Genomic DNA, 24,633 nt, shown 5'->3' with positions numbered 1-24,633 from the left:
ACCCCTCTGGCGTTGTGAAAACAATGCCAGCCCCCTATGCTCATTTGTTATAGCGTATGAAGTAGCCTTCCAGGATTGGCAAGCATGGATTTCCGGCAGCTCAGGACCTTCAGTTGCGTGGCGGAGCTCGGCAGCCTCTCCAAGGCGTCCGACACGCTGCGCGTGGCGCAGCCGGCGCTGAGCCGGCAGATCAAGCTCCTGGAACACGAGCTCCGCACCGAACTCTTCACCCGCAACGGCCGCGGCATGGTGCTGACCGAAGCCGGCCGGCTGCTGCTGGCGCGCACCTCCGGTATCGTGCGGCAGATCGACCAGATCCGCGACGACATCCAGTCGGCCAAGGGCCCGCCGTCCGGGCAAGTCGTGCTCGGCCTGGTTCCAACCGTGAGCTGCGTGCTGTCGGCGCGCTTTGCGCGGCGCTGCGTCGAGAAGTTTCCCGGCATCTCGCTGCGCATCGTCGAGAGCTACAGCGGCCACCTGGTCGAATGGCTGCATCGCGGCGAGATGGATCTCGCCATCCTCTACGGGCGCTCGGCCGATCTGCATCTCAACGTGGCGAGCCTCGGCCGTGACAACATCGTCGCGGTCGGTCCGCGCGGCTGCGGCCTCGCACGCAAGAAGAGCGTCGACATCGGCTGGCTGCTGCGGCAACGGCTCGTGTTGCCCTCTCATTCGCACGGCCTTCGCGCGCTGATCGAGCACGCGGCCGCCCAGCGCAAGATCAAGCTCGACGTGCAACTGGAGGCGGATTCGTTTCGCGTCCTGACGAGCCTGGTCGAGGAGGGCCTCGGCTTCGCGCTGCTGCCGCCCTCGTCGGTCCACGGCGAGGTCGCCGACGGACGGCTGGAAACCGCGCCCGTATCGAAGCCGATGACGCGCGAGCTCATTTTCGCTTCTCCGATCGACCGGCCGGTCTCGACGGCCTCGCTCGCCGTCACCGCGCTGCTGCGCGAGGAGGTCGCCGCCTGCCGCAAGGACGGCGTGTGGGACATCAGATTGAGTTAGACGCCGTGTCGTAGAACAGTCGCGCGAGGCCGTGTCTTCGCATCTGGTGCGAGCTGTCATGCCGAAATTTTATAGCTGGAAGGTGCTTACGCGATCCGCGCTGCGGGAGAGGCAGGCAGCTGCGTCCAATCCTCCGTCATTGCGAGCGAAGCGAAGCAATCCAGGCTGTTTCCGCGATGGCAGTCTGGATTGCTTCGTCGCTTCGCTCCTCGCAATGACGGCGGAGAGAGCCTACCCCGGAATCCGCACCGGCAGCGTCTCGTACCCCTTGATGAAGCTGGAATAGATCCGCTTCGGCTCGCCGACGACCTCGATGCGGTCGAAGCGCTTCAGCATCTCCTCCCAGACGATCTTGAGCTGCAGCTCGGCGAGGCGCATGCCGACACAGCGGTGGATGCCGAAGCCGAAGGAGAGGTGCGTGCGCGGGCGCGGGCGGTCGATGATGAAGTCGTTCGGCTTCTCGAACATCTCCTCGTCGCGGTTGCCCGAAACGTACCACATCACGACGCGGTCGCCTTTCTTGATGTGCTTGCCGCCGATCTCGGTGTCGGCAAGCGCGGTGCGCCGCATATGCGCCAGCGGCGTCTGCCAGCGGATCACTTCGGGTACCATGGAATCGATCAGCGCCGGATTGGCGCGGAGCTTGTCGTACTGCTCGGGGTTTTCGTTCAGCGCCAGCACAGAGCCGGTCATGGTGTTGCGCGTCGTGTCGTTGCCGCCGACGATGAGCAGGATGATGTTGCCCATGAGATTGTCGGGGTCCATGTGGCGCGTGGCGTCGTTGTGCGCCATCAGCGACAGCAGATCGTTGCGCGGTGCGGAGTTGACGCGCTCGTTCCACAGCTTCGACATGTAGCCGTAGCACTCGTCCATCTCGCGGCGGCGCTCTTCGGCCGAGGCGACGATGCCGCTTTTGGGCAGCGCGGTCGAGACGTCGGACCAGCGCGTCAGCTTGCGCCGCTCCTCCCAGGGGAAGTCGAACAGGGTCGCCAGCATCTGCGTCGTCAGCTCGATCGAGACGCGCTCGACGAAGTTGAAGGTCTCGTTGCGCGGCAGATTGTCGAGCACGGTCTGCGAGCGTTGCCGGATCAGCTTTGCCAACTCGTCGAGATGCGTCGGCGTGAACATCGGCGCGACGGTCTTTCGCTGCGATGAATGTCTGGGCTGGTCCATCGCGATGAAGCTCGGCCAGTCGTAGCCTTGCGGCACGTCGCGGATCGAGATGCCGCCGAGCGTCGAGTCGGAGGAGAAGAGGCCGTGATTGGTGTCGACATGCATGATGTCGTTGTATTTCACCACCGACCAATAGGGCTCGATCGGTGCGTTGGTGCAGTAATGCACCGGCTCTTCCTTGCGGAGCCGCTCGAACCACGGCCACAGCGTGTCGTCCTGGAACAGCCTGGGTGCGCCGGGGTGGAATTGCGCCAGCGGCGTCGCATAGGCCTCCTCGCGCGCCTTCCGCATGCGTTCAGCTTTGTCCACTTTAACCGGCGCTTGGATATTCATCGTCGTGGCTCCAGTTGGTTTCTAGCCTCTCCCGCTTGCGGGAGAGGTCGGCGCATCCCGGGCGATGCACGGCATCGTCCCGCGCGCCGGGTGAGGGGGCGCAGCATTGTCGTGGGCATCGAATTCACGCCGCAATCTTCACCGGCAGCTCTTCAAGTCCCTTCACGAAACTCGAATAGACCCGCTTCGGCTCTCCCACCACGTCGATGTGGTCGAACCGCCTGAGGATCTCTTCCCAGATAATCTTGAGCTGGAGTTCGGCAAGCCTGAGGCCCACGCAGCGGTGGATGCCGAAGCCGAAGGACAGGTGCGTGCGCGGACGAGCGCGGTCGATGATGAAATCGTAGGGCTTCTCGATCGCCTCCTCGTCGCGGTTGCCCGAGACGTACCACATCACGACCTTGTCACCCTTCTTGATCTGCTTGCCGCGGAACTCGAAGTCGGAGAGCGCGGTGCGGCGCATATGCGCCAACGGCGTCTGCCAGCGGATCACCTCGGGCACGAAGCTGTCGAGCAGCGCCGGATTCTCGCGCAGCTTGCGATATTGCTCCGGATGCTGGCTCAGCGCGTGCAGCGAGCCCGACATGGTGTTGCGCGTGGTGTCGTTGCCGCCGACGATCAAGAGGACGAGATTGCCGAGGAAATTTTTTGCGTCCATGTCGCGCGTCGCGGCGCCATGCGCCATCATCGACAGGAGGTCGCTCTTCGGCGGCTGCTCCGCGCGCTCCTTCCATAGCCGCGAGAAGTAGGCCGCGCAGTCCGCGAGCTCGGCCATCCGCTCCTCGTCCGTCGCAACCAGGCCGTCGGGCCCTGGAATGGTGGTGGCGACGTCGGACCAGCGCGTCAGCTTGCGGCGGTCCTCCCAGGGGAAGTCGAACAGCACCGCCAGCATCTGCGTGGTCAGCTCGATCGAGACGCGGTCGACCCAGTCGAACACCTCGCCACGGGGCAGATTGTCCAGGCACTCGGCAGAGCGCTTGCGGATGTTCAGGGCTAGATTGTCCAGATGCGTCGGCGTGAACATCGGCGCCACGGTCTTGCGCTGCGCGGCGTGCCGGGGCGGATCCATCGAAATAAAACTCTCGCGTCGCAGGTCCGGGTCGACGTCGCGGATGGTGATGCCGCCGAGCGAGGAGGCCGAGGAGAACACCGAATGGTTCGTCTCGATTTCCATGATGTCGTTGTAGCGTGTCACCGACCAGTACGGTCCGAACATCGAGTCCTTGCAGTAGTGCACGGGGTCTTCACGGCGCAGGCGGTCGAAGTAGGGCCAGAACGTGTCGGTCCTGAACAATTCCGGATCGCCCGGGTCAAATTGCTCCAGCGGCAGTGAGGTGGCGCGCGCGCGCAGGGCGTCGAGCTTTGCCGCGCTTTCGATGGTCCCATGCATGACCGTTCTCCCTAAAGCATGAACCGCGCGTCGTTGAATTCTGCGCTGCGGTATTTGAACTGCAATTACAGCCGGTTGTCTGCGCCGGAGCAAGGGAGAGTTTTGTTGCGCCCAATCCTGGCGAGCGGATGGGGTGTCGGTGCCGTGACCCGGATGGAGCGAATCGCATCCGGGTTACCGGTCCCGACAAGCGTGATCCCCCGCACACGGTTTGTCGTGAAATCATGCCAGAACCGTCTGGAATCGAGGTAAATCGAACCCGACCATGTTGGGGATCGACCAATCCCTGACCTATAGTTGATTGCAATCGACCAGCATCCCGAGGTTGCCGCCGTGAACGACATGCAATGGACCCCCATTGGCTCCCAGCCCATTCCGCCGCCGTTGCCGCCCACGGGCATCGACTTCACCGGAAGCCGCTCCGAGTTCCGCAAAATGGTCACCAGGGGTGCCATGCTGGAGCTCGTCACCTTCGGCTTCTACCGGTTCTGGCTCGTCACCGACATTCGCCGCCATCTGTGGGCGAACACCGCGGTCGACGGCGATGCCGCCGAATATACCGGGCGGGCCAAGGAGCTGCTGGTTGGCTTCCTGTTCGCGCTGGCGATCCTGGTCCCGATCTATCTCGCCTACTTCCTGATCGGCATCGAGTTCGAGCGCTGGCAGGCCTTTGCCTCGGTGCCGCTGTTCATCGGCTTCTACGCCTTCGGCCAGTTCGCGATTTTTCGCGCGCGGCGCTATCGGCTGACGCGCACGGTCTGGCGCGGCGTGCGGTTCTGGATGGACGGCTCCGGCTGGGCTTATGCGTTCCGCGCCATGGCGTGGGGCCTGCTCGTGTTCCTGACGCTCGGCCTGGCGTTGCCGTGGCGCGAGGCCGCGCTCGAACGCTACAAGATGCAGCACACCCATTACGGCGACCTCCGCGGTGATTTCGAAGGCGACGGCTGGACCTTCTTCAAGCGCGGCTGGTGGCTGTGGCTGCTCAGCCCGGTCGCGCTGGTGATTTTTCCGCTGGCTCCGTTCTTCTATGCCGAATTCAAGGCGCGCGAGTGGCGCTGGTGGCTCGACGGCATCCGCATTGGCGGCGTCAGCCTGACCTCGGACCTGCCTCATGATGCCTTCTACGGGCTGTACTGGAAGGTGATCGGCTGGTGGATGCTGCTTTCGATGATTTTCGCAGCCTATCTCGGTGGCGCCGCGATGCTCGTCGTCTCGCTGGGCGGCGTTCCGGTGGAGGAGGTGTTCGGCTCCGACAATGCCGCCAAGAGCATCCCGATGGTGGTGGTGATGGTGATAGGCTATTTCGCCCTGGCGCTCGCGATCAATATCGTCATGCGGGTCTATCTCCAGCGCGATCTCTGGGCCAAGGTGCTCGAGACCGTCGAGGTGCACAACATCGCGGCCGCCGCCGATGTGCGTGGCAGCGGCCAGCTTGCCAGCGCGCTCGGTGAAGGGTTCGCCGACGGACTCGATGTCGCGGGATTTTGAGCTGTGAGTGAGTCGTCCACCGAGGCACCGGCGCAGTCCGTCAAGCCGACCATCTTCTTCGACGGCGTCTCGAGCCGCAGGCGTCAGGTGATGCTGACGCTCGGCGATGCGCTCGAGATCGTCGAGGAGGGCGGAACGCCCGTGCGCTGGGCGTATGCCGACATCCGCCGTGCCGACAGCCCGGCCGGGATCTTGCGCCTGGCGTCGACATCCGCCACGCCACTCGCGCGGCTCGAGATCCGCGACGCCGCGCTCGCAGCGGATGTGACCGCGCGATGCCTGCGTCTCGACGATCACCAGACCTCGCGGCGCGGTACCGCGAAGATCGTCGGCTGGTCGGTGGCCGCCGCCGTCTCCATCGTCTGCGTCGTCCTGTTCGGCGTGCCGCTCGCCGCCGACCGTCTCGCGCCGCTGGTGCCGAAGCCAGTCGAGCGGCGGATTGGCGATGCCGCCGAGGTCCAGGTGAAGACCATCTTCGGCCGCAGCGTGTGCGAAGACCCCGCAGGCAAGGCCGCGTTCACGAAGCTCGTCAATCGCCTGCGTGATGCCGCAGGTCTCGACGATGATTCCATGACGGCGGGCGTGCTGCCGACGGCGGTGCCGAACGCCTTTGCGTTGCCGGGCGGCAAGGTGTTCGTGCTCAAGGGCCTGCTCGACAAGGCCGAAAGCCCCGACGAGCTTGCCGGCATCCTCGCCCACGAGCTCGGCCATCTCAAGCATCACGACAATATGCGCGGCCTGATCTACAACGGCGGCACCTCGTTCCTGATCGGCCTGTTGTTCGGCGATGTCACCGGCTCCTCTGCCGTGATCTTCGCCTCGCGCAGCCTGGTCGAGGCCTCCTATTCGCGCGAGGCCGAGACCGCCGCCGATACGTTCGCGATCGAAGTCATGCACAAGCTCGGCCGCTCGCCGAAGCCCGCATTCGAGCTGATGTACCGCATCACAGGCAAGGAAGGCGGGTCCACGCTCACGACGATCCTCGCCAGTCATCCCCTGACCGAGGACCGCCTCGCCCGCATGACCAGGGAAGATCGCCCCGCCAGCGGCCCGCCGCTATTGACGGACAAGGAGTGGCAGGCGTTGAAGGGGGTTTGCGGCAGCGGGAAGGTGTGAGCCGCCCGCAGCCGGCCCTTACTTCGCCGGCGTAGCCGGCGGATTTGAGCCCGTGGTCACGCTCGGCGCGTTGTTTGGACTGGTCGACGTCGCCTGCGGACTAAACTCGCGACCATTGTAGAAGAAGACGGCCGCGACCACGGCGATCACGAAGATCGCGCCGATCGCCCAGCCGACCGGGCTGTTGCGGCGTGCTCTGTCCGTCCTGCTGTTGTCATTCTGATAGGTCATCGTGCTCTCCATGCAAAGCAGGAGAACCTCGCGCCATGGAAGCCGTTCCTAACATCGGGTACCCGCGGCCGCGTGGTAACTACCGCGTTCCGTAGGCGCGGTCGCCGGCATCGCCGAGGCCCGGCAAGATAAAACCGTTCTCGTCGAGCCCCTCGTCCACCGCAGCCGTCCAGATCGGAACGTCCGGATGCAGCCCGCGCAGCCGCTCCAGGCCTTCCGGTGCTGCGATCAGGCAGGCGAGGCGGATGTCCCTGGCGCCGCGCTCCTTCAGCCGATCGATTGCGGCGACCGTCGTGTTCGCGGTCGCGACCACCGGCGTCACCACGATCGCAAGGCGCTCGCCGAGGTCGGACGGCGATTTGAAGAAATATTCGACCGCGGCGAAGCTGTGCGGCTCGCGGTAAATCCCGATATGGGCGACGCGCGCGGTCGGCACCAGGTCCATCATGCCGTCGACGAAGGTGGTGCCGGCGCGCAGCATCGGCACGAACACCAGCTTCTTGCCGGCGATCTTGGCCGAGTGCATCGTCGCCAGCGGCGTCTCGATGACGGTGTCGGCCAGCGGCAAATCGCGCGTGACCTCGTAGCACAGGAGCATGCCGATCTCCTTGATCAGCTCCCTGAACGATTTTGTCGAGATGGACTTGTCCCGCACCAGCGTCAGCTTGTGCTGCACCAGCGGATGATCGACGATCGTGACGCCTTCCATGATCGGTTGCTCTCTTCTTCCCTTCTGCCCTTGTGGGAGAAGGTGGCGCGAAGCGCCGGATGAGGGGTCTGCTTCCACGAACTCCAGTGAGAGACGCGTCCGGAGACAGACCCCTCACCCGCCTCGCTTTCGCGAAGCCACCCTCTCCCGCAAGGGGAGAAGGTTCAGAAAACCGTGCCGTCGCTGATCACCTTGAGCGGCGGTGAGCCGTCGGGGCGGCGTGCGAAGGCAATGGCACGGCCGGCGGCCCAGGTGCCGCCTTCCAGAATGCTGGCGAGCGGCAATGTCTCGCGCGTGCGGCCGAGTTTTGCGCGAACGAGTTCGGCTAGCCGATCGAGCAGCGCCACCGTCAGCGCGCGCCATTCCACGACGAGCAGCGAATCCACCGCATGCGCGCGCTCGGCGTCCGCGGGATCGCGCAGCCGCAGTACCGCATGATCGACGAACAGTCCGCCATTGCGATATTCGGCAAGTCCCGTCAGCCCGTCGATGTCGGTGACCTTGAACCCGGCGCGCTGCAGCGGTTCGATCAGCGAATAGCTCAGCCATTGTGACAGCTTGTGCAGGGGCACCAGGCCTGCGGTCGCCTCATCCGTCGTGATGGCCGGGTGACGCCAGCAATCGCCCAGCGGAATGCCTGCGAGCTCCAGCCGAGACGGCCAGATCGGTCCGAGCTGGTCCAGCACCGCCGACAGAACGGCGGGCGCAGCAACAGTGCCGCCGACGGCTTGCGCGGCGATGTGATCGAACAGGCCGCCGGGCCGTGGCGTGTCATGCAGGCCGAACACGTCCGCGCGCTCCGCCACCAGCCTGCCCAGGCGCTGCAGCAGATCGGTTCGCCCTTCGAGCCCTAGCAGCGGATTGGCCGCGTTCACCTGAAACGCCGCCGCAAGTGCGTCGAGCGGCAGCTCCGCGAGCACGCCTGCATCGGCCCTCAAGGGCGAGCGGGCATCGCGCGAAAAGAGACCGCTCGCGAACATGTCGAGGCTTGCGACCGCAAGCCCCTCGGACCGGCCGATGCTTTCTCCCGTCACCGCGTCGCGATATCGCCACGCCGCACCCGCCCCGGCATCGAGCAGCACGCTGACGATGGCGAGGTCGAACTCGGCGCGCGCACGTGCCGCGCGATCCGGCCACAATGCAGCGTCGGCAAGTCGCGCCCAGCGGTCGACGCCCTCAATCACAAAATGCCGCCATCGCGCGTGGAAGGGCACGTCCAGCGTCGGATAGGCTTGTCGCGTGACAGCCAGCACGGCCTCCGCGACACCATCCATGCGGTCGAGATCAACAGTGAAATGGCTCAAGCCGCCGGCAACGCCGATATCGAGCATCTCGCCGGCCCGCGCGCGAACCGCTGCTGCGGTGAGCAGCGCGCGCGCCTGTCGTTCCAAAGCCTCCGCCATCGCGCGATCAGTATTTTTCCAGCGAGCGGCCGACCACGCCATCCACGTCCTTTTCCGGCGCGATGTCGGTCGAGTAATAGCCGGCGGCTTTCTTGGCGGCGATCTCCACATAGGCGTCGGCCGGGATCAGCTCCGGCGGGATCGGCACGCGCTCGACGATGTCGATGCCCTGCGAGGTCAGCGCGTCATGTTTCATGTCGCTCATCGACAGGAAGCGGTCGATCCGCTTCAAGCCGAGCCAGTGGATCGTATCCGGCATCAATTGCTGGAAGCGGGCATCCTGCACGCCGGCGACGCATTCGGTGCGCTCGAAATAGGCGGCGGCCGCATCGCCGTCCTCCTGGCGCTTGCGCGCGTTGTAGACCAGGAATTTGGTGACCTCGCCGAGCGCGCGCCCTTCCTTGCGGTTGTAGACGACGAGCCCGAGCCCGCCCTCCTGCGCGCCGCGCGCCGATTCCTCGATGCCGTGGATGAGATAGGGCCGGCAGGTGCAGATGTCGGAGCCGAACACGTCGGAGCCGTTGCATTCGTCATGCACGCGGCAGGTGATCCTGGTGCGATGGTCCGGCAGTTTCGTCACGTCGCCGAACATGTAGACCGTGGTGCCGCCGATCGGCGGCAAGAAGACCTTCATGTCCGGCCGCGTGACCAGTTCGGGGAACATGCCGGCGGTCTGCTCGAACAGCGTGCGCCGCAGCTCGGTCTCGCCGGTGCCGAAGCGCACCGCAAGGCCGGGCAGGTACCACACCGGATCAATCGCGATCTTGACGACGGACACGCTGCCATTGGCGTGCACGACCTCGCCGTCGGCGCGCAGCCGCTTTGCAGCCAGCGCCTCGCGGATCTCCGGCAGGTCGAGCCGCGCCCGCGTCACCGCGATGCTCGGGCGGATGTCGACACCCTCCGCAATGTCCTTGCCGAAATTCTCGGCGACCAGATGTCCCCACGGATCGAGCGCGACGATTTTTGCGGGATCGCACCATTGCTCGAACGGCCCGATGGTCGCCGCCGGAAACGTGTTGGTGAGATCGGGCCGCCGGATCGGATCGAGCGCGCCGGCGGAGACCGCGAGCGCCCGGTACATCGCATAAGACCCGCCATGGCTGCCGATCACGTTGCGATCCGCGGCACGTGACACCGTGCCGATGATCGGTCCACGGGCGCGCGCGTCGGCCGCGCCCCAGTGGATCGGGAAGGCGGCCTTCCGGCCCGGCTCCGGATGCGAGGTGAGGCGGATGTGGTCGGTACGGTTCGCGCGGCTCATGTCCAGGCTCCCAAAAAGCCAACGGCCCGCCGCTCGGACGGGCCTGGCTCGGTCGCGTTACCAGTCGTGGACACCGGCGACGCGAGCTCAATCCAACATATTGTAGCGGCAAGCCGCGACAGACAAGTTAATCGTGCCGGGCGGGGAGGGCCGGTTGCGGCCCAATCCATGACGCCTGCCGATCTCGCGGCTGCACTCACGTCGTCAGTTTAAGAGATTGAAGTATTGTCATTTTTCGTGTTTTCAAGGGTCAATCGCTTTGCCCTGGAGACTGCCATGCCCGCCGCCAGCTACATCGACCCCCGCAACGAACGGCTCTATCCGCTCGACCAGCCGCGCTGGTGCTCGGACGAGCGCACGCCGCTGCTGGTGACGCCGGGCGCCGGCATCTCGCGCGAGGACATCGACGGCCGCACGCGCTCGCTCTGGCGCTACCGGGCGGCGCTGCCGGCGGACATCAAGAACCCGATCACGCTCGGCGAGGGCTGCACGCCACTGGTCCAGCAGGACTGGGGCGATCTGCGGCCGTTGTTCAAGCTCGAATGGTTCAACCCCACCGGCAGCTTCAAGGACCGCGGCTCCGCCGTGATGCTGTCCTTCCTGCGCCAGATCGGCGTCTCAGCCATTCTCGAAGACTCCTCGGGCAATGGCGGCTCGTCGATGGCGGGGCTGGGTGCTGCCGGCGGCATGCGCGTGAAGATCCTGGCGCCTGCCTCGACCTCGCCGGCCAAGATCGCGCAGGTGCGCGCCTATGGCGCCGCGGTGCAGCTTGTCGATGGACCGCGCGAGGAGTCGGAAGCCGAGGCCATCCGGCAGTCGAGCCAGACCTTCTATGCCAGCCACAATTGGCAGCCTTTCTTTCTCGAAGGCACCAAGTCGCTCGCCTATGAGATATGGGAAGACCTCGGCTTTCGCGCGCCCGACAACGTCATCGTCCCCGTCGGCGCCGGCAGCAGTCTCCTGGGCTGTGCCTTCGGCTTCCGCGAGCTCTTGAAGGCCGGCCAGATATCGAAGCTGCCGCGCCTGTTCGCGGCGCAGCCGCTCAATTGCTCGCCGATCGATGCCAGCTTCAGGGCCGGCGTCGATACGCCTGTGACCCGCGAGGTGAGCAAGACCATTGCCGAAGGCACCGCCATCAAGAATCCGCTGCGCCTGCGCGAGATCATCGGCGCCTTGCGCGAGAGCGGTGGCGGCACTGTCGCGCTCACCGAGGCGGAGATCGTCGCCGCGCTACGCCGTCTCGCGCGTCAGGGCCTGTTCGCCGAGCCGACCAGCGCCAGCGCCGCCGCGGCGCTCGACAAGCTCTCCGCCACCGGCGCCATCAAGGCGAACGAGACCACGGTCGCGGTGCTCACCGGGACGGGGCTGAAAGCGGCGACGACGGTTGCGGATCTGGTGCAGTAGGGCGGAGGGTAAGAAAACCTCACTCCTTCAGATCGTTCACCCGCTTCACCCACGCGCGCACGTCCTTGAGCACGGCGGGCAGCACCGCCTTGACATCAGCCACTGTCATGCCTGCCTTGATGCGGGGATCGTACAGCAGATTGAGGATGTACTGGTCGTAGACGTCGAAAAAGCCCATCGAGACGTTGTCGTTGAACATGGTCCAGGGCACGCTCGCGGTGTCGTTGATCGGCCCGAGCGATTGCAGCAGCTCCTCATAGGCGCAGTCGAGGAAGGTGAAGTCGCCATTATCGACGGTGAGGATGACGTCGGCGTGCTCGATCTCGAAATTGTCGTTCTTGCGGAAGCCGGACAGGCATTGCGGATCGAGGGAGGTGCGGATCTCGCGCGCCTTCTCGGCGCCGTAGAAGCTGGTCAGGGTGCGGAAGAGATCGCGGTCGCGCACCAGCTTCACGCGCACGTTCGCCGCTTCGGAGGTCGCGATCATGGCGAGGTCGAGATGCTGCACGCGCTTGCCGATGTCGGCCACGACCTTTGCGAGCTGCGCCTTGCGGTCAGTGCGCTCGCTCTCGGCGTAGACGCGCACGGGTCCGTCGAATTTGCGGATACGGTCGACGCGGCCGGCGAGGTGATATTCGGCGCCGAACGCCGTCTTCAGGAAACCGTCGACGATCTCGCCGTCGGTGAAGCTCTTCTTCTCGGCGCGCTGGCGCGAGGAGATCGCGGGCAATTCAGCCGCGGCGGCCATGGCTGCAAGGTGAGGCACCAATGTGAGCGCGGCGAGCGCCAATAGTGCGATGCGAAGGCGAGGCGAGGGCGGATTCATTGCGCTCATCGTCGTGCGACGCTGCCGCATTCGCCGCGCGCGCACAAGACCACAAATTCACGCGGCCGGCGGGTTCCTGCTACTTTCAAGCGCGGTGCCGTAGGGTGGGCAAAGGCGCGAAAGCGCCGTGCCCACCGTCTCTCGCCATCAGCCACAAATCGTGGGCACGCTTCCGCCGTCGCTCTTCGAGCTATGGCGGACAAGTCGCTTTGTCCACTCCATTCCCGGTCTAGTTCTTCAGCACCACCACGGTGGTACCGACGGCGACGCGGCCATAGAGGTCCGTGACATCGTCATTGGTCATGCGGAAGCAGCCCGAGGACACCGCCTGGCCGATCGTCTCCGGCTCGTTGGAGCCGTGGATGCGGTAGAGCGTCGAGCCCAGATACATCGCGCGCGCGCCGAGCGGATTGTCGACGCCGCCCTTCATGTGGCGCGGCAGGTCGGGTCGGCGGGCCAGCATTTGCGACGGCGGCGTCCAGTCCGGCCATTCCTTCTTGGCGGTGATCCTGTGCACCCCGCCCCAGCGGAAGCCGTCGCGACCGACGCCGATGCCGTAGCGCAGCGCCTGGCCGTTCTGGAGCACCAGATACAGCCGCCGCTCGCCCGTGTTCACCACGATCGTGCCGGGTGCGTAGTTGCCGTTGTACATGACCGTGGTGCGGGGGATCGGGCTTGCGCCGCTACCGAGAAAGCCGGTGGCGCTCGTGCCCGTGAAGTCTATCATCCCCGCCGCCGATGCAGCGGTCGCGCCCGCGAGCAACAGCGCCATTGCGGCAATCGGTGCGGCAAAAAACCGGATCATTGTCTCCCCCAGCAAAAAAATCGATTCAACTGACGTCACTGGCCATATTTGCAGGCATTTCGCAAGCCACGGGCCCGTGAGGGCCATCATCCTCCACGGTCAGCGTTATCAAATCGGCAACCATGCCAGCTTGCCGAACCCGCGCGTCGTCGCGCGGGGCAGGGCAGCGATGCCACCTATTGCTTTGACGGAACGCGCGAACAATGATTGATCGAACGGATATCTGGACATGGCCGGTTGCGGGAGCCTCTGATGAACGGTGCGGAAAGCCTGGTGCGGACGATGGTCAAGGGTGGGGTGGACGTCTGCTTCACCAACCCGGGCACCTCCGAGATGCATTTTGTCGCAGCGCTCGACCGCGTGCCCGGCATGCGCTGCGTGCTCGGCCTGTTCGAAGGCGTGGTGACGGGCGCGGCCGACGGCTATTTCCGCATGAAGGGAACGCCGGCCTCGACCCTGCTGCATCTCGGCCCCGGCCTCGCCAACGGCCTTGCCAATCTCCACAATGCCAAGAAGGCCAATTCCGGCATCGTCAATATCGTCGGCCAGCACGCGGTCTACCATATCGGCTTCAACGCGCCGCTGACCTCCGACATCGAGGGCCTGGCCCGGCCGATGTCGTCCTGGGTCCGCACCTCGCCGGACGCCAAATCGGTTGCCGCTGACGGCGCCGCGGCCATTGCCGCCGCAAAGAGCGCGCCGCCGCAGATCGCGACCCTGATCCTGCCGGCCGACACGGCCTGGAACGAGGCCGACGGCATCGCCGAGGTTCCCGCCGAGCAGCAGCGCGCGAGCTATTCGCCGCAGGCGGTCGAACAGGCCGCAAAGATCCTGCATGGCGACGGCGAGGGCACGCTGCTGCTGATGACCGGCAGCGCCTTGAGCGAGCAGGGACTTGCGCTGGCCGAGCGCATCGCCGCCAAGACCGGCTGCACCGTGATGGGCCCGACCTTCCGCCCCAGGATGGCGCGGGGCCGCGGCCGCTATTCGATCGACCGCATCCACTACGTGATCGAGAACGCGCTGCCGATGCTGGCCAAGTTCCGGCACATCGTGCTGGTCGAGGCCGACGATCCCGTGGCGTTCTTCGCCTATCCGAACAAGCCGAGCATGCTCAAGCCCGAGGGCTGCGACGTCCATCGCATGACCTCCTGGGGCGAGAACTCGGTCGCAGCGCTCGAAGCGCTGGCCGGTGCCGTGAAGGCGAGCGCCAAGGACGTCAAGCCGCAGGCGTTGCAGGAGCTGTTCAAGCCGACCGGCGCGCTGACCCATGCTTCGATCGCGCAGTCGATCGCCTACGCGATCCCCGAGAATGCCATCCTGGTCGACGAATCGCTCACCACCGGCCGCGCCTTCTTCCCGCCGACGGCGGCCGCCGCGCCGCACGACTGGCTGCAGAACATGGGCGGCTCGATCGGCTTCTCGACGCCGCTGTCGATCGGTGCGGCGATCGCCTGTCCGGACCGCAAGGTGATCTGCATGGTCGGCGACGGCAGCGCGATGTACACGATCCAGTCGCTGTGGACCCAGGCGCGCGAGAACCTCAACATCGTCACCATCGTGTTCGCCAACCGCATCTACCAGATCCTCCGCGGCGAGTTCGACAATGTCGGCGCCGGCGAGCCCGGCCAGCGCGCCAACGACATGCTGCGGCTCGACCGCCCGACGCTGGATTTCGTCGCCCTGGCGAAGGGCATGGGCGTGCCCGGCCGCGCCGTCACCAATGCCGACGAATTCAACAAGGCGCTGGCCGAAGCCGTCGCCGAGCCCGGGCCGCGGCTGATCGAAGTCCAGATGTAGGGGCTGGCTGGTCGCGCCGCGAATCCAGGACATCCTGAGGGCCCCGCCCAAGCGGGCGTTTCGAAGGATGCTTGCAGGTGGGATACTGGCCTTCATGGTTCGAGACGCGCGTTCCGCGCTCCTCGCTCCTCGCCATGAGGGTCTGACGGCGGCGCAATGAGTGCGCGTGGTGGGCCCGGAGGCACGATGCAGACCGAGCTGAACAAGGTGATCGCAGCGCTCCGGGACTTCTACGCCCATGAAGCCTTCCTGTTCGAGAAGGACATCGGCGAGCGCGCGCTCACGCACCGCTTCGCCGTGCATCTGGAGAAGCAGTTCACGGGCTGGTCGGTCGACTGCAACTACGACCGGCTCGGCGAACGCACGCTGCATCTGCCGCACGGCACCATCATCTCGACCGACGATCATCTGGGAAAGTCGATCTATCCCGACGTCGCCGTGCACCAGCGCGAGATCCCGAACAATCTGCTCACGGTCGAGATCCGCAAGGCCAGCAATCACACGCCGCTCGAGCACGACCAGCACAAGCTGAGGGCGCTGACCGATGTCCATGTCTGGTTTCCGTACTGGATCGGCGTGCTGCTGGTGCTGGACCGGGACCACGTGACGATGTCGGAAGTGTATGTCAGCGCCGCCGTCGACGAGGCGCAGTCGCGCTGGTTCGCGGCGCGGCTGGCGGAGGTCGGGCTCGGCGCTACGCAGTAGCGCGTGTCCTCATACAGGCCGGATTTCGAGGACGAAGCGGCAGGCCGTCCATCCGTCACTCATCCCGGATCATCCATTCCGGAGCGATCGTCGTGACACCGTCGAACACATCTTTCAGGTGCTGGACCAAAGCCGCGCAGCGTTGCGGATCGGGGTTGTCATCCGTGAAGCTGGTTTCCTCAGTCCCACCGATCACGACGCAGTCCGTGCGCGGAAACACGTATCCGCTCCCACTGAACAGATATTGTAGTCGGGGCTGCGCCGGCAACATTACCAGTTGGCCTTTGATCGGCATCAGATTGGGGTCGGGCCAGATGGCGTCCGAGCCCGCCCCGGTACAGTTGACGACGATGTCCGCTGCAAGTGCGCGAACTTGATCTTCGGAGAAGAACTCCTGCTGCACGATTCGCACACCATTCTTCTGCAGTTCCTGCTGGAGCTTGGTCAGAAATATCGGGGGTTCGACCAGCAGGGTCGAATATCTCCAACCTGATCGGTTCATCGTTGTAAACGGCAGCCGGTTCAGGAAAGTGCGCGGCACGAGATCGGGCGGGACCTCCGTGAACGACGGGAGCTCGATGAGGGAGTAGTTGTCCCGGGGGGAGACGCCGTAGGCGCTGCCGCGCAACCCATGTTCCCTGTGGGATCGGCGCAGGATGCGGACAAACTTGTCCCTTTCGCTGGCTTGGAACGCTACCTTCGAAGCAGCCCACTGGCCGCCGGCTACGTTCGATGTCGTCTGCGGGGTCAAATGCTTGGCAAACACCGTCGCTTGCATTCGCAGCTTTTCGGTCAACCATGTTGCCGCCGTCAGGCCCATGACTCCGGCTCCCAGGACGGCAACCGGCTTTCCTGCCGGATTAGGAAATTGCGCCGTCACGATGTCCGCGACCTCCTGCGCACACCCCCAGCTCATCGTGATGCCGGCGCCGCCGTGCCCGTAATTGTGAACCACGAGCTTGCCTCCGCTCAGCACCTGCTTCTCCAGCCGGTAGGTATTCTTCCGGTACGGTCGTAGCGCCGCCTTCAGCGGAGTTAGCCCGGGGACGTAGGTGAAATCGGGATTCGGCTCGACGACCGCGGCCGCATCGGCGGTCTGAGCACTCCCGGCGGATTGGCTCCACGCCGCGCCCGATAACGCCGGCGCTGCGAGTCCTCCCCCGATCACACGTAAAAAGTCCCGCCGTGCAAGCCTCATCGCACCTTCTCCCTTGCCATAAAGGAGCGCCGCGCCCCCAAGGCCCATCACGCACGGGGCGCATTGCTCCGACAGCCGTTGAACGGACTCGCAATCCCTGACAGCCGCAAACCAAAACCGAACGCACTCCTCCTCGCAGCATCCCGCTCTCAGGGAATTTCCGTTCCTTGCATGCCGATCAGCTGCTCATACGACCGGATGAGCGTCCAGTAGGGGGAAGCCGTGCAACCGTAGCCCCCGCATGTTTCCGTTTGCGACCGGATCTCGAAGTGCAGATGTGCCGTCGTGCCGTTCGGGGTGGTGTGCATCCAATTCCCGACCTTGCCTATCTTGTCCCCACGATTGCGGCGGACCATGTCGCCTTGCTTCAGGCCGGCCTTCCTGAGCGCATCGGGGCTCATGTGAAGGTACACAAAATAGACGCCGGTATCGTTCTCGGCGATGAACTTCACATTGTTATTGGCTTTCCAGAACGCCTGACCCTTGGTCACCGCGACCACGTCGAACAAGTCGATCTTGCAACGCGTGCCGTCATATCGACATTCACGGGGTCGGATGTCCTGGCCTTCGTGAGCCCGCCTTCCGGCCGGGCAGTCCCTGGGCTCCCGTGAATTGTCGTTCCGCTCCTCGCAGTAATTGTCACGCCACGGATGGGCGTAGTTCTCCATCTTGTCTTCGCGAAGCTCGAGTATCTGGCCGGGATTTTGCCGGCACTTGTAGCGACCGCCCCCCAGAGGGATCTTCTGGCCGAGGCAATCGCCTGCATGCATGAAGGTTTGCGAATTCGCGTAGGTTGGATCCAGCTCTATCGGGAAACGTAAATTACCCCCGCCCCACAGGATCTTCTGCGTCACGCCGCCGCGGCCGTCCTGGCTTGTCCCTGGCAGGAGATTGCCCGGCGCATGATAAGCGAAAGCGGGGCTCATCTTCAGGGGGCGCGGCGACGCGCTTCCCGTCGCATGAGGAATAGGAAGCGGCAAGCCACCGACGAGGCGGAGATCGCGAAGCACCGTCCGGAGAATCCCCTCGACCTTCGCACAGGGGAAATCCGCAACGAACGGCGGATCGCTGGCACAGGATATGTTTGCGAAGTAGAAAACGCCGTACTTGACGAAAGTGTACGTCAGACCGTCGTTGCTGAAGTTGCGTCGAAGTCGCGGATACATGTCCTGCAGCGCCTGGTCCTCGACGGCATCGCCCCGCCGCGCATCCCCGCCGCTCTTGTCCTCATTGTTGGCGTCATACAGCAGGCCGGTCCCGCCGAGATGAATCCGCACGAGATTTGCATTCGCCTTGTAGCCGCGGGGGAGCAGCGACGGTTTGACGGTGAGGATGGCGTCATAGCCGGTCGTCTTGCCGAGGAACTGCATTCTGCTGATGGCCGGGCTGAGAAAAGCGTTGGTGCCTTTCGGCCCGAAGCCACGCGAGCTGACGAACGCGGACACATATCGAGAGCTGTCGATAGGTGCCAGCACGGGAATCGGTACCTTCGCGATGCGCGGATTGACGCTAGCCGTCATCGCATTGAGCGACACCAGAGGCCGCAACGCTTCCTTGTCAGCAAAGACGAGGCCTTCGAGTTGCCGGTCGATGTCGGGCCGCAGCCTCGCTGCGAGGCTCTTTGGCAGCGCTCCAAGCTCAGGTGCCATTGCCAGAACGTCTCGAGACACATCCTGCCAAACGATGGTCACGACCCTTGCGGTCGGAACCGTTTCGGTTTGAGCCATGGCGGGGACGCGAAGGCCGAAGACGGCAAGTCCCAGCGCGATCGCTGCCATCCGGGAATTCCAGCTTTGCATGGCGCTCTCCCGCCAATTGTCGGTCAGTTGCCGCTACCCGTTACGCATGCTTTCACGAAGCCTCGAAAAAGGTGGTTGCCAGGGTGGTCGTCGGCGGCAAACTGCTCCTGATGCCACTGAACGCCGAGCGCAAAGGGGTGCGCTGGAATCTCGATCGCCTCGATGACCCCGTCATCGGAACGGGCACTGGCGATCACTGACGAGGACAGTTCGCCAACCGCCTCCCAGTGGAGTGTATTGACGAGCATTTCGGGGACTCTCGCCAAGGCCGCCAGCTTCGTGCCGGGGGTGAGCGTCACACGGTGCAGCGAACCTTTCTTGTCGTGTTCGATGATCGAGGGGCCCGAAGCCTTGACGTCGGACCACAACCGGCAACCATGAAGGCCGGCGAGCAGCTGCATGCCGGCGCATATCCCGAGAACAGGCTTTTCGCGGCGCAGAAATTCGTTGGTGATTTCGCGCTCGATGGCCAGTCTCTCCGAAGCCGGAGCCCTCGATAGCCTGCCCTGGAGATACCAGTCGTCCGGGTAAGCAAACCGTCCACCGACGCAGAGCAGGCCATCGAATTCCTCGGCGACCGGCGCCACGATTTCGGGGAGGTAGGGGATGCCGAACGGCAGGCCGCCGGCGTCCCGGATCGCCGTGAAATAGCTCTTCGCAGCCTCGTAGCGGCTTCCATCGCCGCTGGTATTCTCGTCGAGGATCACCGCGATGCGTGGCGTGCGCGCCATGGGATGTCCTATGCGGCTGTAGCTCCGGCCTGCAGCTTGGCCCACATCAGGGGGGTGATGATCGTTGCATGTTCTTCAACACGAGCCATCTCGGCGGAGAGAGTTGCGTGCTCCTCCGATCCTTCGAGAATTGTCCTGCAAAGGTTTCTCGGATGCGCAACCTTTGTCTCGACCGGTCCATCGACAAAGACGCAGGAGACCGTCGGCTGCCAGTAACCCTTCGGATTTCCAAATGTCAGAACCGCGCCACGCATCTTGACCTTGGATTTGCCGAGTCGTTCAGGCTGCACGAGAGTCAGCCTCACCTGTCCCTCGAAATATGCAGGCATGCTGACGACGTTGCGCTCCAGATTCATATGAACATTCCCGGAATAATTGATCTCATCTCGGGCGCCTGAGTCGGAGACGTAATAGTGCAGTTCATGGAATGCCAGGCAGTCATGGCTCTCGCTCGGCCGGATGTCCAGGACGCTGCAGGTAATATTGCGGGCGGTTAGAAAAGAGCGCCGATAGAGAAAAAATCGACCGCACAGATGGTCGTAGTCACTCGTATGATATCCCCCGAATAGCGAGGATTGACTCGGAAGAGTAATCGAGAGCCCGTATCCTCGCGGATTCAAGCCTGCATTGGCAAGGATGCTGAGAAGAGTATGCCGTTTGAGAAGAAGCTTGTCACTGTTCGGGTGGAGGCATTTCTTGAAGGTATTGAGCGAAATCTTGAGAATTTGATCTGCGTATTCAGCATCATTGAGTGAAAATGTCGCCCGATGGGCCCGTAAGTCTGCGCTGAAGCGGAGAAGGTGGCGTCCGGAAAGACTGGTCGACATTGGGCGCTCCAGCACCTGTCTAGCGCGGGCATTGTGACACAAACTAACACGACCTGATAGAACTTGACAGCGGAATGGCCGGCATTGGCCAGCCGGTTGCTCATGGCGACCGCGAGATGCTGTTTTCGCTTGATGGCTGCGCGCTCACTCTGTGGCGCAGGCTGATCATCCGACCAGCCGAATCTCGAACCGAATTCAGAGAGATTACGCCATGACCGCCGCAAATCAGATTGGTATTGCTTCAGTCGTAAACGCTTGGGAGCCTGCTTGCATGTCCACGGAACGGGATACCGTCCGGGTCGAACACGCAGCCGTCCTTTTCGCCGACATCATCGGATCCACCTGCATGTCGGAAGAGTGGTCTCCGGCGGAGACGATAAACTTCTTGCGCAGCTACCAGCAGCGCATGGCGATGCGAGTCATTCAGCATCAGGGCAGAGTCATACAATATCAGGGTGACGCCATCGTCGCGACATTCGGTGATGCGCACGATGCGCGCTGCGCGGCTGGCCGCGCACTCTCTTGCGCTTTCGGCATGTTGCATACGATTGCAGCCTGGAGCGCTGAGCGCAGCGCGCGCGGAGAGTTGCCGCTGAGCATCGGCATCGGCGTCCATTTTGGCTCGGTGGGGATGGGCCAGATTGGAGTGGAGCAACATCTGGAGCAGGCGATCGCGGGCGATACGGTCAACGTGGCGCGCAAGCTCGAAGCGCTCACACGGAAGCTTGGCGCATTCATCGTCGTGAGTGACGAGCTGCTTGGCGCAATCCGCCGGCAAGCTCATCTCGGGTCGGGTGTCGAAAAACTGAAGCCGAATGGCCTCTGCCGAATTGCCGGCCGCGCAAGTCCGATTTCGACCTGGCTGTTGCCCCGAGACTCGCTCACGGCATGATATCCGTCGTGCTCTGGGAAGGATGTCCTCGGTAGCCGGATTAGGTCACCGACCAGCTTCGAATTAATCGATTTGGGCCAGCGAATGGCCGACGCGCTTTCTTACAAATGGTTTCAGAGCCTTTCACCCGAGGTCTCGTCGCCGAGCAATGTGATCTCGGCCACAGTTGTCGTGCAGGAACAGACCTAATGTCGACAAACTTGCACGCGTCGATGCCGCAGGCCTAGGTTTGGCCTGGTTCGGATCAGGCAATTTTGGAGGTTCTGATGCAAAAGTCATACTTGCTGGCCGCGACCGCGGCATTGGCGCTCATGATGCAGACATCGCTCGCGTTGGCTCAGACCGCACCCGCCGCCGGCGGAACCGCGGCGCCTGCGGCGACAAGCACTGCGCCGGCAGCGACGACGGCACCGGCTGCGTCCACCGATAGCTCCAGCCAGCCGACCGACTCCAAGAAGAGCGCGTCGAAAAAGCAGGCGAAGAAAAAGATGACGCGGCAGCAGGAGATCGACCACTCCGTCGACAGCGGCACCGTGCCCGCGCGCTATCGCAGCTCGGTGCCCAAGCAGTACCATCAATATATTCCGTTCGATAAGCGGTAGCCGATCGCATGGCGGCGCGACGTGGTCAGCCGTTGCGCCGGCACCTTCGAGGGACACGCGATCGAAGGAACGCCCCGGCCGGGCGGCTTCCCACCTCACATCCCGGTGGCGGTCTGCGAGAGCGGTGCTAGAGTAGGCCGAATCCCGGGGGGAATGATGAGCGACGACGTGAAGGATGCTGGGCTCGTGGCCATGATCAGCAGCATCCTTGGAGGCAACAAGCGCGCAGAAAGTGTTGCACCGCCGCCGCTGACCGAGGGGCCGCCGACAGTGCCGTCCAACGGGGCGGAAGCGGTTGCGCCGCCCGTCGCCGAGCCGACGCCGACCGGGCAGGAGGATGCGCCCGATGCCGCGCCGGCCGCCGCGGAGCCGGTCGAGCAGCCCGCCAAAATCGTCACGACGCGGGACGGCCGACAGCTGCTGCCTGCTGAAGCGATCGCCGATCTCGTGCTGGGGGAGCTGCGCAAGCTGGAGGATTTTCCGGCAACCGGCGCCTCGGTCACGGTCTATGGCTACCGGCATTGGAACGCGATGATCACCTTCGCGCCGTTCTCGACCAATTTCCAGAATGCGACCCGGTTCCGCCAGGCCATGCCGGATATCGTCTTCAAGCTCCGTCGTTTCGTCGAACTTGAGATATAATCCGGTAGCGGCGGCGCGCTACGTCGCCGACCCCGGACCGTTCGACAGGATTCTTGAATTGAGCGTCGCCTTTACCAAGGAAGAAAGCGCCGAAACCGCGTCCGAGACGCTGTTGCCGGATCGCCCCATCTCGCCGCATCCGAACCTCGTGACGGAAAAAGGCCTGCTTGCGTTGCAGGCGCAGCTTCAGGAGGCCCGAACGGCCTATGAAGCCGCGCAAGCCATCGAGGACGTCAACGAGAAACGCCGGCAATCGGCCGTGCCCTTGCGCGACGCCCGCTATCTGACGGAACGCTTGCGCACCGCGCAGCTCGTGCCCGATCCGGCCTCGACGGATATCGTCGCCTTCGGCAGCACCGTGACTTTCAGCCGCGCTGACGGCCGCGTGCAGACCTATCGCATCGTCGGCGAGGACGAAGCCGATCCGAAAGCGGGGACGATCTCGTTCGTCGCGCCGGTGGCGAGGTCATTGATGGGGAAGGCGGTCGGCGATGTCGCAGGCTCGGGCGCGCAGGAGATCGAGATTCTGGCGATCGCGTAGGGACGCGCGGGGCCAGGCGGGAGTTGCGTGGCAAAGGGCGCTATCGACAGGAGCAATCTCATTCGCCTAAAGCATGATCCGGAACAGCGCGAGGCCGTCGTCTCCGCCAAACAAAGCGCGATGGTTGGATGAGACGGTTTCTGTCGGGAGCGCTGCCGTTCTACGCGCTGGCTGGCCTCGCCATGTGCATGTACCTCGTCCTGTACAGGACGAGCCTGTTCGATCTGAACGCCGTCGTCCATGGCGCGGCCGGGTCGGCTTGGTTTCCGGCCTTCATGTTCGTCTGCGTGCTGCTGGAAGCGGTCTTCCCGTATTTCGGCTATTTTCCCGGCACCGCCCTCATCCTGATGTCGGTGGCGCTCAATCCCAAGGCCGTGGATGGCTCCGTCTTCACCGTGGCGTGGCTCGCCATCATCCTGGGTGCCGTTCTCAGCTACGGACAGGCTCGTTTCTTCAGGCCGTTCCTGCAGCGAGTGGCCTCAAAAGGGGCCCTGCGCCGTTGCGAGTCCTTGTTTGACGCCTACGGTCCTTACGCGCGCATTGCCTTGTTCGTTCATCCCAACGCCTGCGCGATGTATTTCACGGCGCTCGGGCTTCTCGGTCGCAATCTGACACGCGAGCTCGCTTATCTCTGCGTGGGAGCTGCGGCTGCCGTCGGCATTCTGTTCGTCATCGTGACGAGGCTCGTGTCGTCGGTCGGCCCCACCGACGATGGCGAATTGCAGGTGCTACTGGCAGCCGCGCTGGTCGCCATCGGGACCCTGGTCGGTCTCTACACGGCGTGGCGGCCACAGCGGGCGGCGTGAAGTCTGCTCCGTCAGCGTCCTACACCCGCGGCAGCTCAACGCCAGTCAGCTTGCTCAATTTGTCGATGAGCGCGTCCTGAAATTTCGGATCGGTCGCCTCACGGGCCGGCTGCTGCTGCTCGAGTTTATGCCAGTAGCGCCCGGTCACCAAGGCAGCGGAATCCTCGCTCACCGCCAGCCAGGTTTGCGTCCGCTGTCCGGTGGCGATGTCGACCGGCGCGCCCGCGCCGCCCATCTTCGTGCGCACCCAGCCGGGGTCGACGGCGTTGCTGAGAACCTTGGGCCAGCGCCGCGCCAGCGCGAAGGCCAGCGCGACCACGTGCAGCTTGCTCTCGGCATAGGCCTTGGCCGAATCCCAGGGACGCTTGGTCCAGTCGAGGTCGTCGAGCGAACCCTCTCCACCCCTGTGCAATCCGCTGCTGAGATACACCAGCCGACCGGGCCGCTCGATCCGCGCGGTGAGCATGTACGGTGCGAGCGTGTTGATGGCCAGCGTCTCGGCATGGCCCTCCGGCGTCGCGCCACGGCCGGGCCGCGTGTAGACGCCGGCATTGTGGATGATCGCGTCCATGCGCCCGATCGCGTTGACCTGATCGGCGATAGCCTTCGTCTCGGCCGCACTCTTGAGATCGCCGACCACGACCCCTTGGACACGCGACCTCAGCTCGCCGAGCGCGCCGATGCGATCGGCCGAGCGCGCGTGCAGCACCACGCGGTGGCCTTGATCGAGCAGCGATTGCGCCGCCGCGCGGCCGAGGCCATCGGTGCTGCCGGTGATGAAGATGGTCGCCATGCGTGTTCCCTTCAACGTTTCAGGCGCGGCGCGGCACGAATGATGCGGCTTGCATCAGAGATTTGTGGAACTCGCCGCCTCGGCAGATCGTGGAGACGAATTGACGCGTAGTCGATTGAAAATCAACCAACGATACGTCTGGTCGGACGC

The 24,633-nt window shown here is 64.3% G+C and carries 25 protein-coding genes; 12 read left to right on the top strand and 13 right to left on the bottom strand.

The features are described from left to right. Positions 1–84: 84 nt before the first annotated feature. Complete coding sequence (locus RX330_RS29965; RefSeq protein WP_317240882.1) at positions 85–1,005, top strand: LysR substrate-binding domain-containing protein; 921 nt, start codon at positions 85–87, stop codon at positions 1,003–1,005. A 231-nt stretch (positions 1,006–1,236) separates the two neighbouring features. Here RX330_RS29965 and RX330_RS29960 read toward each other — a convergent pair whose 3' ends face one another. Both RX330_RS29960 and RX330_RS29955 read right to left on the bottom strand, forming a co-directional pair. After that, positions 1,237–2,511 (bottom strand): cytochrome P450, encoded by a 1,275-nt coding sequence (locus tag RX330_RS29960; RefSeq protein ID WP_317240881.1) that lies wholly within the window; start codon positions 2,509–2,511, stop codon positions 1,237–1,239. Positions 2,512–2,635: 124 nt separating this feature from the next. Then, positions 2,636–3,901: a cytochrome P450 gene (locus RX330_RS29955; RefSeq protein ID WP_212088854.1), complete on the bottom strand. Its 1,266-nt coding sequence runs from the start codon at positions 3,899–3,901 to the stop codon at positions 2,636–2,638. Between the two features lie 342 nt (positions 3,902–4,243). On the opposite strand from RX330_RS29955, the gene RX330_RS29950 reads away from it, so the two are divergent. Both RX330_RS29950 and RX330_RS29945 read left to right on the top strand, forming a co-directional pair. Beyond that, the gene (locus RX330_RS29950; RefSeq protein WP_212089116.1) at positions 4,244–5,389 is read left to right on the top strand and encodes a YjgN family protein; all 1,146 of its coding nucleotides are present in this window, start codon (positions 4,244–4,246) and stop codon (positions 5,387–5,389) included. A 3-nt stretch (positions 5,390–5,392) separates the two neighbouring features. Beyond that, positions 5,393–6,505 (top strand): M48 family metallopeptidase, encoded by a 1,113-nt coding sequence (locus tag RX330_RS29945; protein ID WP_317240880.1) that lies wholly within the window; start codon positions 5,393–5,395, stop codon positions 6,503–6,505. A gap of 18 nt (positions 6,506–6,523) precedes the next feature. Here the strand turns inward: RX330_RS29945 and RX330_RS29940 are convergent, their stop codons facing one another. The 4 genes from RX330_RS29940 to RX330_RS29925 form a co-directional block, all read right to left on the bottom strand. Beyond that, positions 6,524–6,736: a hypothetical protein gene (locus tag RX330_RS29940; RefSeq protein ID WP_317240879.1), complete on the bottom strand. Its 213-nt coding sequence runs from the start codon at positions 6,734–6,736 to the stop codon at positions 6,524–6,526. 79 nt (positions 6,737–6,815) lie between these two features. Then, positions 6,816–7,445: a uracil phosphoribosyltransferase gene (gene upp / locus RX330_RS29935; protein WP_212088860.1), complete on the bottom strand. Its 630-nt coding sequence runs from the start codon at positions 7,443–7,445 to the stop codon at positions 6,816–6,818. Positions 7,446–7,609: 164 nt separating this feature from the next. Then, the gene (locus RX330_RS29930) at positions 7,610–8,848 is read right to left on the bottom strand and encodes a URC4/urg3 family protein (protein ID WP_317240878.1); all 1,239 of its coding nucleotides are present in this window, start codon (positions 8,846–8,848) and stop codon (positions 7,610–7,612) included. A 7-nt stretch (positions 8,849–8,855) separates the two neighbouring features. Next, positions 8,856–10,112 (bottom strand): GTP cyclohydrolase II, encoded by a 1,257-nt coding sequence (locus tag RX330_RS29925; protein ID WP_317240877.1) that lies wholly within the window; start codon positions 10,110–10,112, stop codon positions 8,856–8,858. Between the two features lie 276 nt (positions 10,113–10,388). On the opposite strand from RX330_RS29925, the gene RX330_RS29920 reads away from it, so the two are divergent. Next, complete coding sequence (locus RX330_RS29920) at positions 10,389–11,516, top strand: threonine synthase (protein WP_317240876.1); 1,128 nt, start codon at positions 10,389–10,391, stop codon at positions 11,514–11,516. A 19-nt stretch (positions 11,517–11,535) separates the two neighbouring features. On the opposite strand, the gene RX330_RS29915 is transcribed toward RX330_RS29920, so the two are convergent. Both RX330_RS29915 and RX330_RS29910 read right to left on the bottom strand, forming a co-directional pair. Beyond that, positions 11,536–12,342, bottom strand: coding sequence for a DUF2927 domain-containing protein (locus RX330_RS29915; RefSeq protein ID WP_375848480.1), 807 nt, complete (start codon positions 12,340–12,342; stop codon positions 11,536–11,538). Between the two features lie 229 nt (positions 12,343–12,571). After that, complete coding sequence (locus RX330_RS29910; protein ID WP_375848482.1) at positions 12,572–13,069, bottom strand: L,D-transpeptidase; 498 nt, start codon at positions 13,067–13,069, stop codon at positions 12,572–12,574. Here RX330_RS29910 and RX330_RS29905 point away from each other — a divergent pair. From RX330_RS29905 to RX330_RS29895, 3 genes are all read left to right on the top strand, one after another. Next, positions 13,056–13,358, top strand: a complete 303-nt coding sequence (locus RX330_RS29905) for a hypothetical protein (protein ID WP_212089137.1) — start codon at positions 13,056–13,058, stop codon at positions 13,356–13,358. The genes RX330_RS29910 and RX330_RS29905 overlap by 14 nt on opposite strands. 41 nt (positions 13,359–13,399) lie before the next feature. After that, positions 13,400–14,947 (top strand): acetolactate synthase large subunit, encoded by a 1,548-nt coding sequence (locus RX330_RS29900; protein WP_212088872.1) that lies wholly within the window; start codon positions 13,400–13,402, stop codon positions 14,945–14,947. Between the two features lie 186 nt (positions 14,948–15,133). Next, positions 15,134–15,652, top strand: a complete 519-nt coding sequence (locus RX330_RS29895) for a hypothetical protein (protein WP_317240875.1) — start codon at positions 15,134–15,136, stop codon at positions 15,650–15,652. A 55-nt stretch (positions 15,653–15,707) separates the two neighbouring features. On the opposite strand, the gene RX330_RS29890 is transcribed toward RX330_RS29895, so the two are convergent. The 4 genes from RX330_RS29890 to RX330_RS29875 all read right to left on the bottom strand — a co-directional run bounded on the left by RX330_RS29890 (position 15,708) and on the right by RX330_RS29875 (position 20,207). Further along, on the bottom strand, positions 15,708–16,850 hold the full coding sequence (locus RX330_RS29890) for an FAD-dependent oxidoreductase (protein ID WP_317240874.1): 1,143 nt from the start codon (positions 16,848–16,850) through the stop codon (positions 15,708–15,710). Between the two features lie 149 nt (positions 16,851–16,999). Continuing rightward, positions 17,000–18,649, bottom strand: coding sequence for a M23 family metallopeptidase (locus RX330_RS29885; protein ID WP_317240873.1), 1,650 nt, complete (start codon positions 18,647–18,649; stop codon positions 17,000–17,002). A 23-nt stretch (positions 18,650–18,672) separates the two neighbouring features. Then, complete coding sequence (locus RX330_RS29880) at positions 18,673–19,380, bottom strand: gamma-glutamyl-gamma-aminobutyrate hydrolase family protein (protein WP_317240872.1); 708 nt, start codon at positions 19,378–19,380, stop codon at positions 18,673–18,675. Positions 19,381–19,388: 8 nt separating this feature from the next. Continuing rightward, positions 19,389–20,207 (bottom strand): hypothetical protein, encoded by an 819-nt coding sequence (locus RX330_RS29875; protein ID WP_212088890.1) that lies wholly within the window; start codon positions 20,205–20,207, stop codon positions 19,389–19,391. 211 nt (positions 20,208–20,418) lie between these two features. Here RX330_RS29875 and RX330_RS29870 point away from each other — a divergent pair, with 211 nt between their 5' ends. From RX330_RS29870 to RX330_RS29850, 5 genes are all read left to right on the top strand, one after another. After that, positions 20,419–21,099 carry an adenylate/guanylate cyclase domain-containing protein gene (locus RX330_RS29870; RefSeq protein WP_317240871.1) on the top strand — a complete coding sequence of 227 codons (681 nt, stop codon included), beginning with the start codon at positions 20,419–20,421 and terminating at the stop codon, positions 21,097–21,099. A 266-nt stretch (positions 21,100–21,365) separates the two neighbouring features. Next, complete coding sequence (locus RX330_RS29865) at positions 21,366–21,701, top strand: hypothetical protein (RefSeq protein WP_317240870.1); 336 nt, start codon at positions 21,366–21,368, stop codon at positions 21,699–21,701. A 156-nt stretch (positions 21,702–21,857) separates the two neighbouring features. Then, positions 21,858–22,343, top strand: a complete 486-nt coding sequence (locus RX330_RS29860) for a hypothetical protein (protein ID WP_212088896.1) — start codon at positions 21,858–21,860, stop codon at positions 22,341–22,343. A 58-nt stretch (positions 22,344–22,401) separates the two neighbouring features. Then, complete coding sequence (gene greA, locus RX330_RS29855; RefSeq protein WP_317240869.1) at positions 22,402–22,884, top strand: transcription elongation factor GreA; 483 nt, start codon at positions 22,402–22,404, stop codon at positions 22,882–22,884. Positions 22,885–23,012: 128 nt separating this feature from the next. After that, positions 23,013–23,690 (top strand): hypothetical protein, encoded by a 678-nt coding sequence (locus RX330_RS29850; protein ID WP_212088900.1) that lies wholly within the window; start codon positions 23,013–23,015, stop codon positions 23,688–23,690. Positions 23,691–23,709: 19 nt separating this feature from the next. On the opposite strand, the gene RX330_RS29845 is transcribed toward RX330_RS29850, so the two are convergent. Continuing rightward, the gene (locus RX330_RS29845; RefSeq protein WP_212088902.1) at positions 23,710–24,483 is read right to left on the bottom strand and encodes an SDR family NAD(P)-dependent oxidoreductase; all 774 of its coding nucleotides are present in this window, start codon (positions 24,481–24,483) and stop codon (positions 23,710–23,712) included. Positions 24,484–24,633 lie beyond the last annotated feature (150 nt).

This window comes from Bradyrhizobium sp. NDS-1 (assembly GCF_032918005.1).
GTDB lineage: Bacteria > Pseudomonadota > Alphaproteobacteria > Rhizobiales > Xanthobacteraceae > Bradyrhizobium > Bradyrhizobium tunisiense.
This window is presented reverse-complemented; position numbering and strand designations above follow the sequence as displayed.

Bases quoted from the DNA above. Each gene is read 5' to 3' on its own strand.
- RX330_RS29965 (WP_317240882.1), top strand. From the start codon at position 85: ATGGATTTCCGGCAGCTCAGGACCTTCAGTTGCGTGGCGGAGCTCGGC.
- RX330_RS29960 (WP_317240881.1), bottom strand. From the start codon at position 2,511: ATGAATATCCAAGCGCCGGTTAAAGTGGACAAAGCTGAACGCATGCGG.
- RX330_RS29955 (WP_212088854.1), bottom strand. From the start codon at position 3,901: ATGCATGGGACCATCGAAAGCGCGGCAAAGCTCGACGCCCTGCGCGCG.
- RX330_RS29950 (WP_212089116.1), top strand. From the start codon at position 4,244: ATGCAATGGACCCCCATTGGCTCCCAGCCCATTCCGCCGCCGTTGCCG.
- RX330_RS29940 (WP_317240879.1), bottom strand. From the start codon at position 6,736: ATGACCTATCAGAATGACAACAGCAGGACGGACAGAGCACGCCGCAAC.
- upp (WP_212088860.1), bottom strand. From the start codon at position 7,445: ATGGAAGGCGTCACGATCGTCGATCATCCGCTGGTGCAGCACAAGCTG.
- RX330_RS29930 (WP_317240878.1), bottom strand. From the start codon at position 8,848: ATGGCGGAGGCTTTGGAACGACAGGCGCGCGCGCTGCTCACCGCAGCA.
- RX330_RS29925 (WP_317240877.1), bottom strand. From the start codon at position 10,112: ATGAGCCGCGCGAACCGTACCGACCACATCCGCCTCACCTCGCATCCG.
- RX330_RS29920 (WP_317240876.1), top strand. From the start codon at position 10,389: ATGCCCGCCGCCAGCTACATCGACCCCCGCAACGAACGGCTCTATCCG.
- RX330_RS29915 (WP_375848480.1), bottom strand. From the start codon at position 12,342: ATGAATCCGCCCTCGCCTCGCCTTCGCATCGCACTATTGGCGCTCGCC.
- RX330_RS29910 (WP_375848482.1), bottom strand. From the start codon at position 13,069: ATGATAGACTTCACGGGCACGAGCGCCACCGGCTTTCTCGGTAGCGGC.
- RX330_RS29900 (WP_212088872.1), top strand. From the start codon at position 13,400: ATGAACGGTGCGGAAAGCCTGGTGCGGACGATGGTCAAGGGTGGGGTG.
- RX330_RS29895 (WP_317240875.1), top strand. From the start codon at position 15,134: ATGCAGACCGAGCTGAACAAGGTGATCGCAGCGCTCCGGGACTTCTAC.
- RX330_RS29890 (WP_317240874.1), bottom strand. From the start codon at position 16,850: ATGAGGCTTGCACGGCGGGACTTTTTACGTGTGATCGGGGGAGGACTC.
- RX330_RS29885 (WP_317240873.1), bottom strand. From the start codon at position 18,649: ATGCAAAGCTGGAATTCCCGGATGGCAGCGATCGCGCTGGGACTTGCC.
- RX330_RS29880 (WP_317240872.1), bottom strand. From the start codon at position 19,380: ATGGCGCGCACGCCACGCATCGCGGTGATCCTCGACGAGAATACCAGC.
- RX330_RS29875 (WP_212088890.1), bottom strand. From the start codon at position 20,207: ATGTCGACCAGTCTTTCCGGACGCCACCTTCTCCGCTTCAGCGCAGAC.
- RX330_RS29870 (WP_317240871.1), top strand. From the start codon at position 20,419: ATGACCGCCGCAAATCAGATTGGTATTGCTTCAGTCGTAAACGCTTGG.
- RX330_RS29865 (WP_317240870.1), top strand. From the start codon at position 21,366: ATGCAAAAGTCATACTTGCTGGCCGCGACCGCGGCATTGGCGCTCATG.
- RX330_RS29860 (WP_212088896.1), top strand. From the start codon at position 21,858: ATGAGCGACGACGTGAAGGATGCTGGGCTCGTGGCCATGATCAGCAGC.
- RX330_RS29850 (WP_212088900.1), top strand. From the start codon at position 23,013: ATGAGACGGTTTCTGTCGGGAGCGCTGCCGTTCTACGCGCTGGCTGGC.
- RX330_RS29845 (WP_212088902.1), bottom strand. From the start codon at position 24,483: ATGGCGACCATCTTCATCACCGGCAGCACCGATGGCCTCGGCCGCGCG.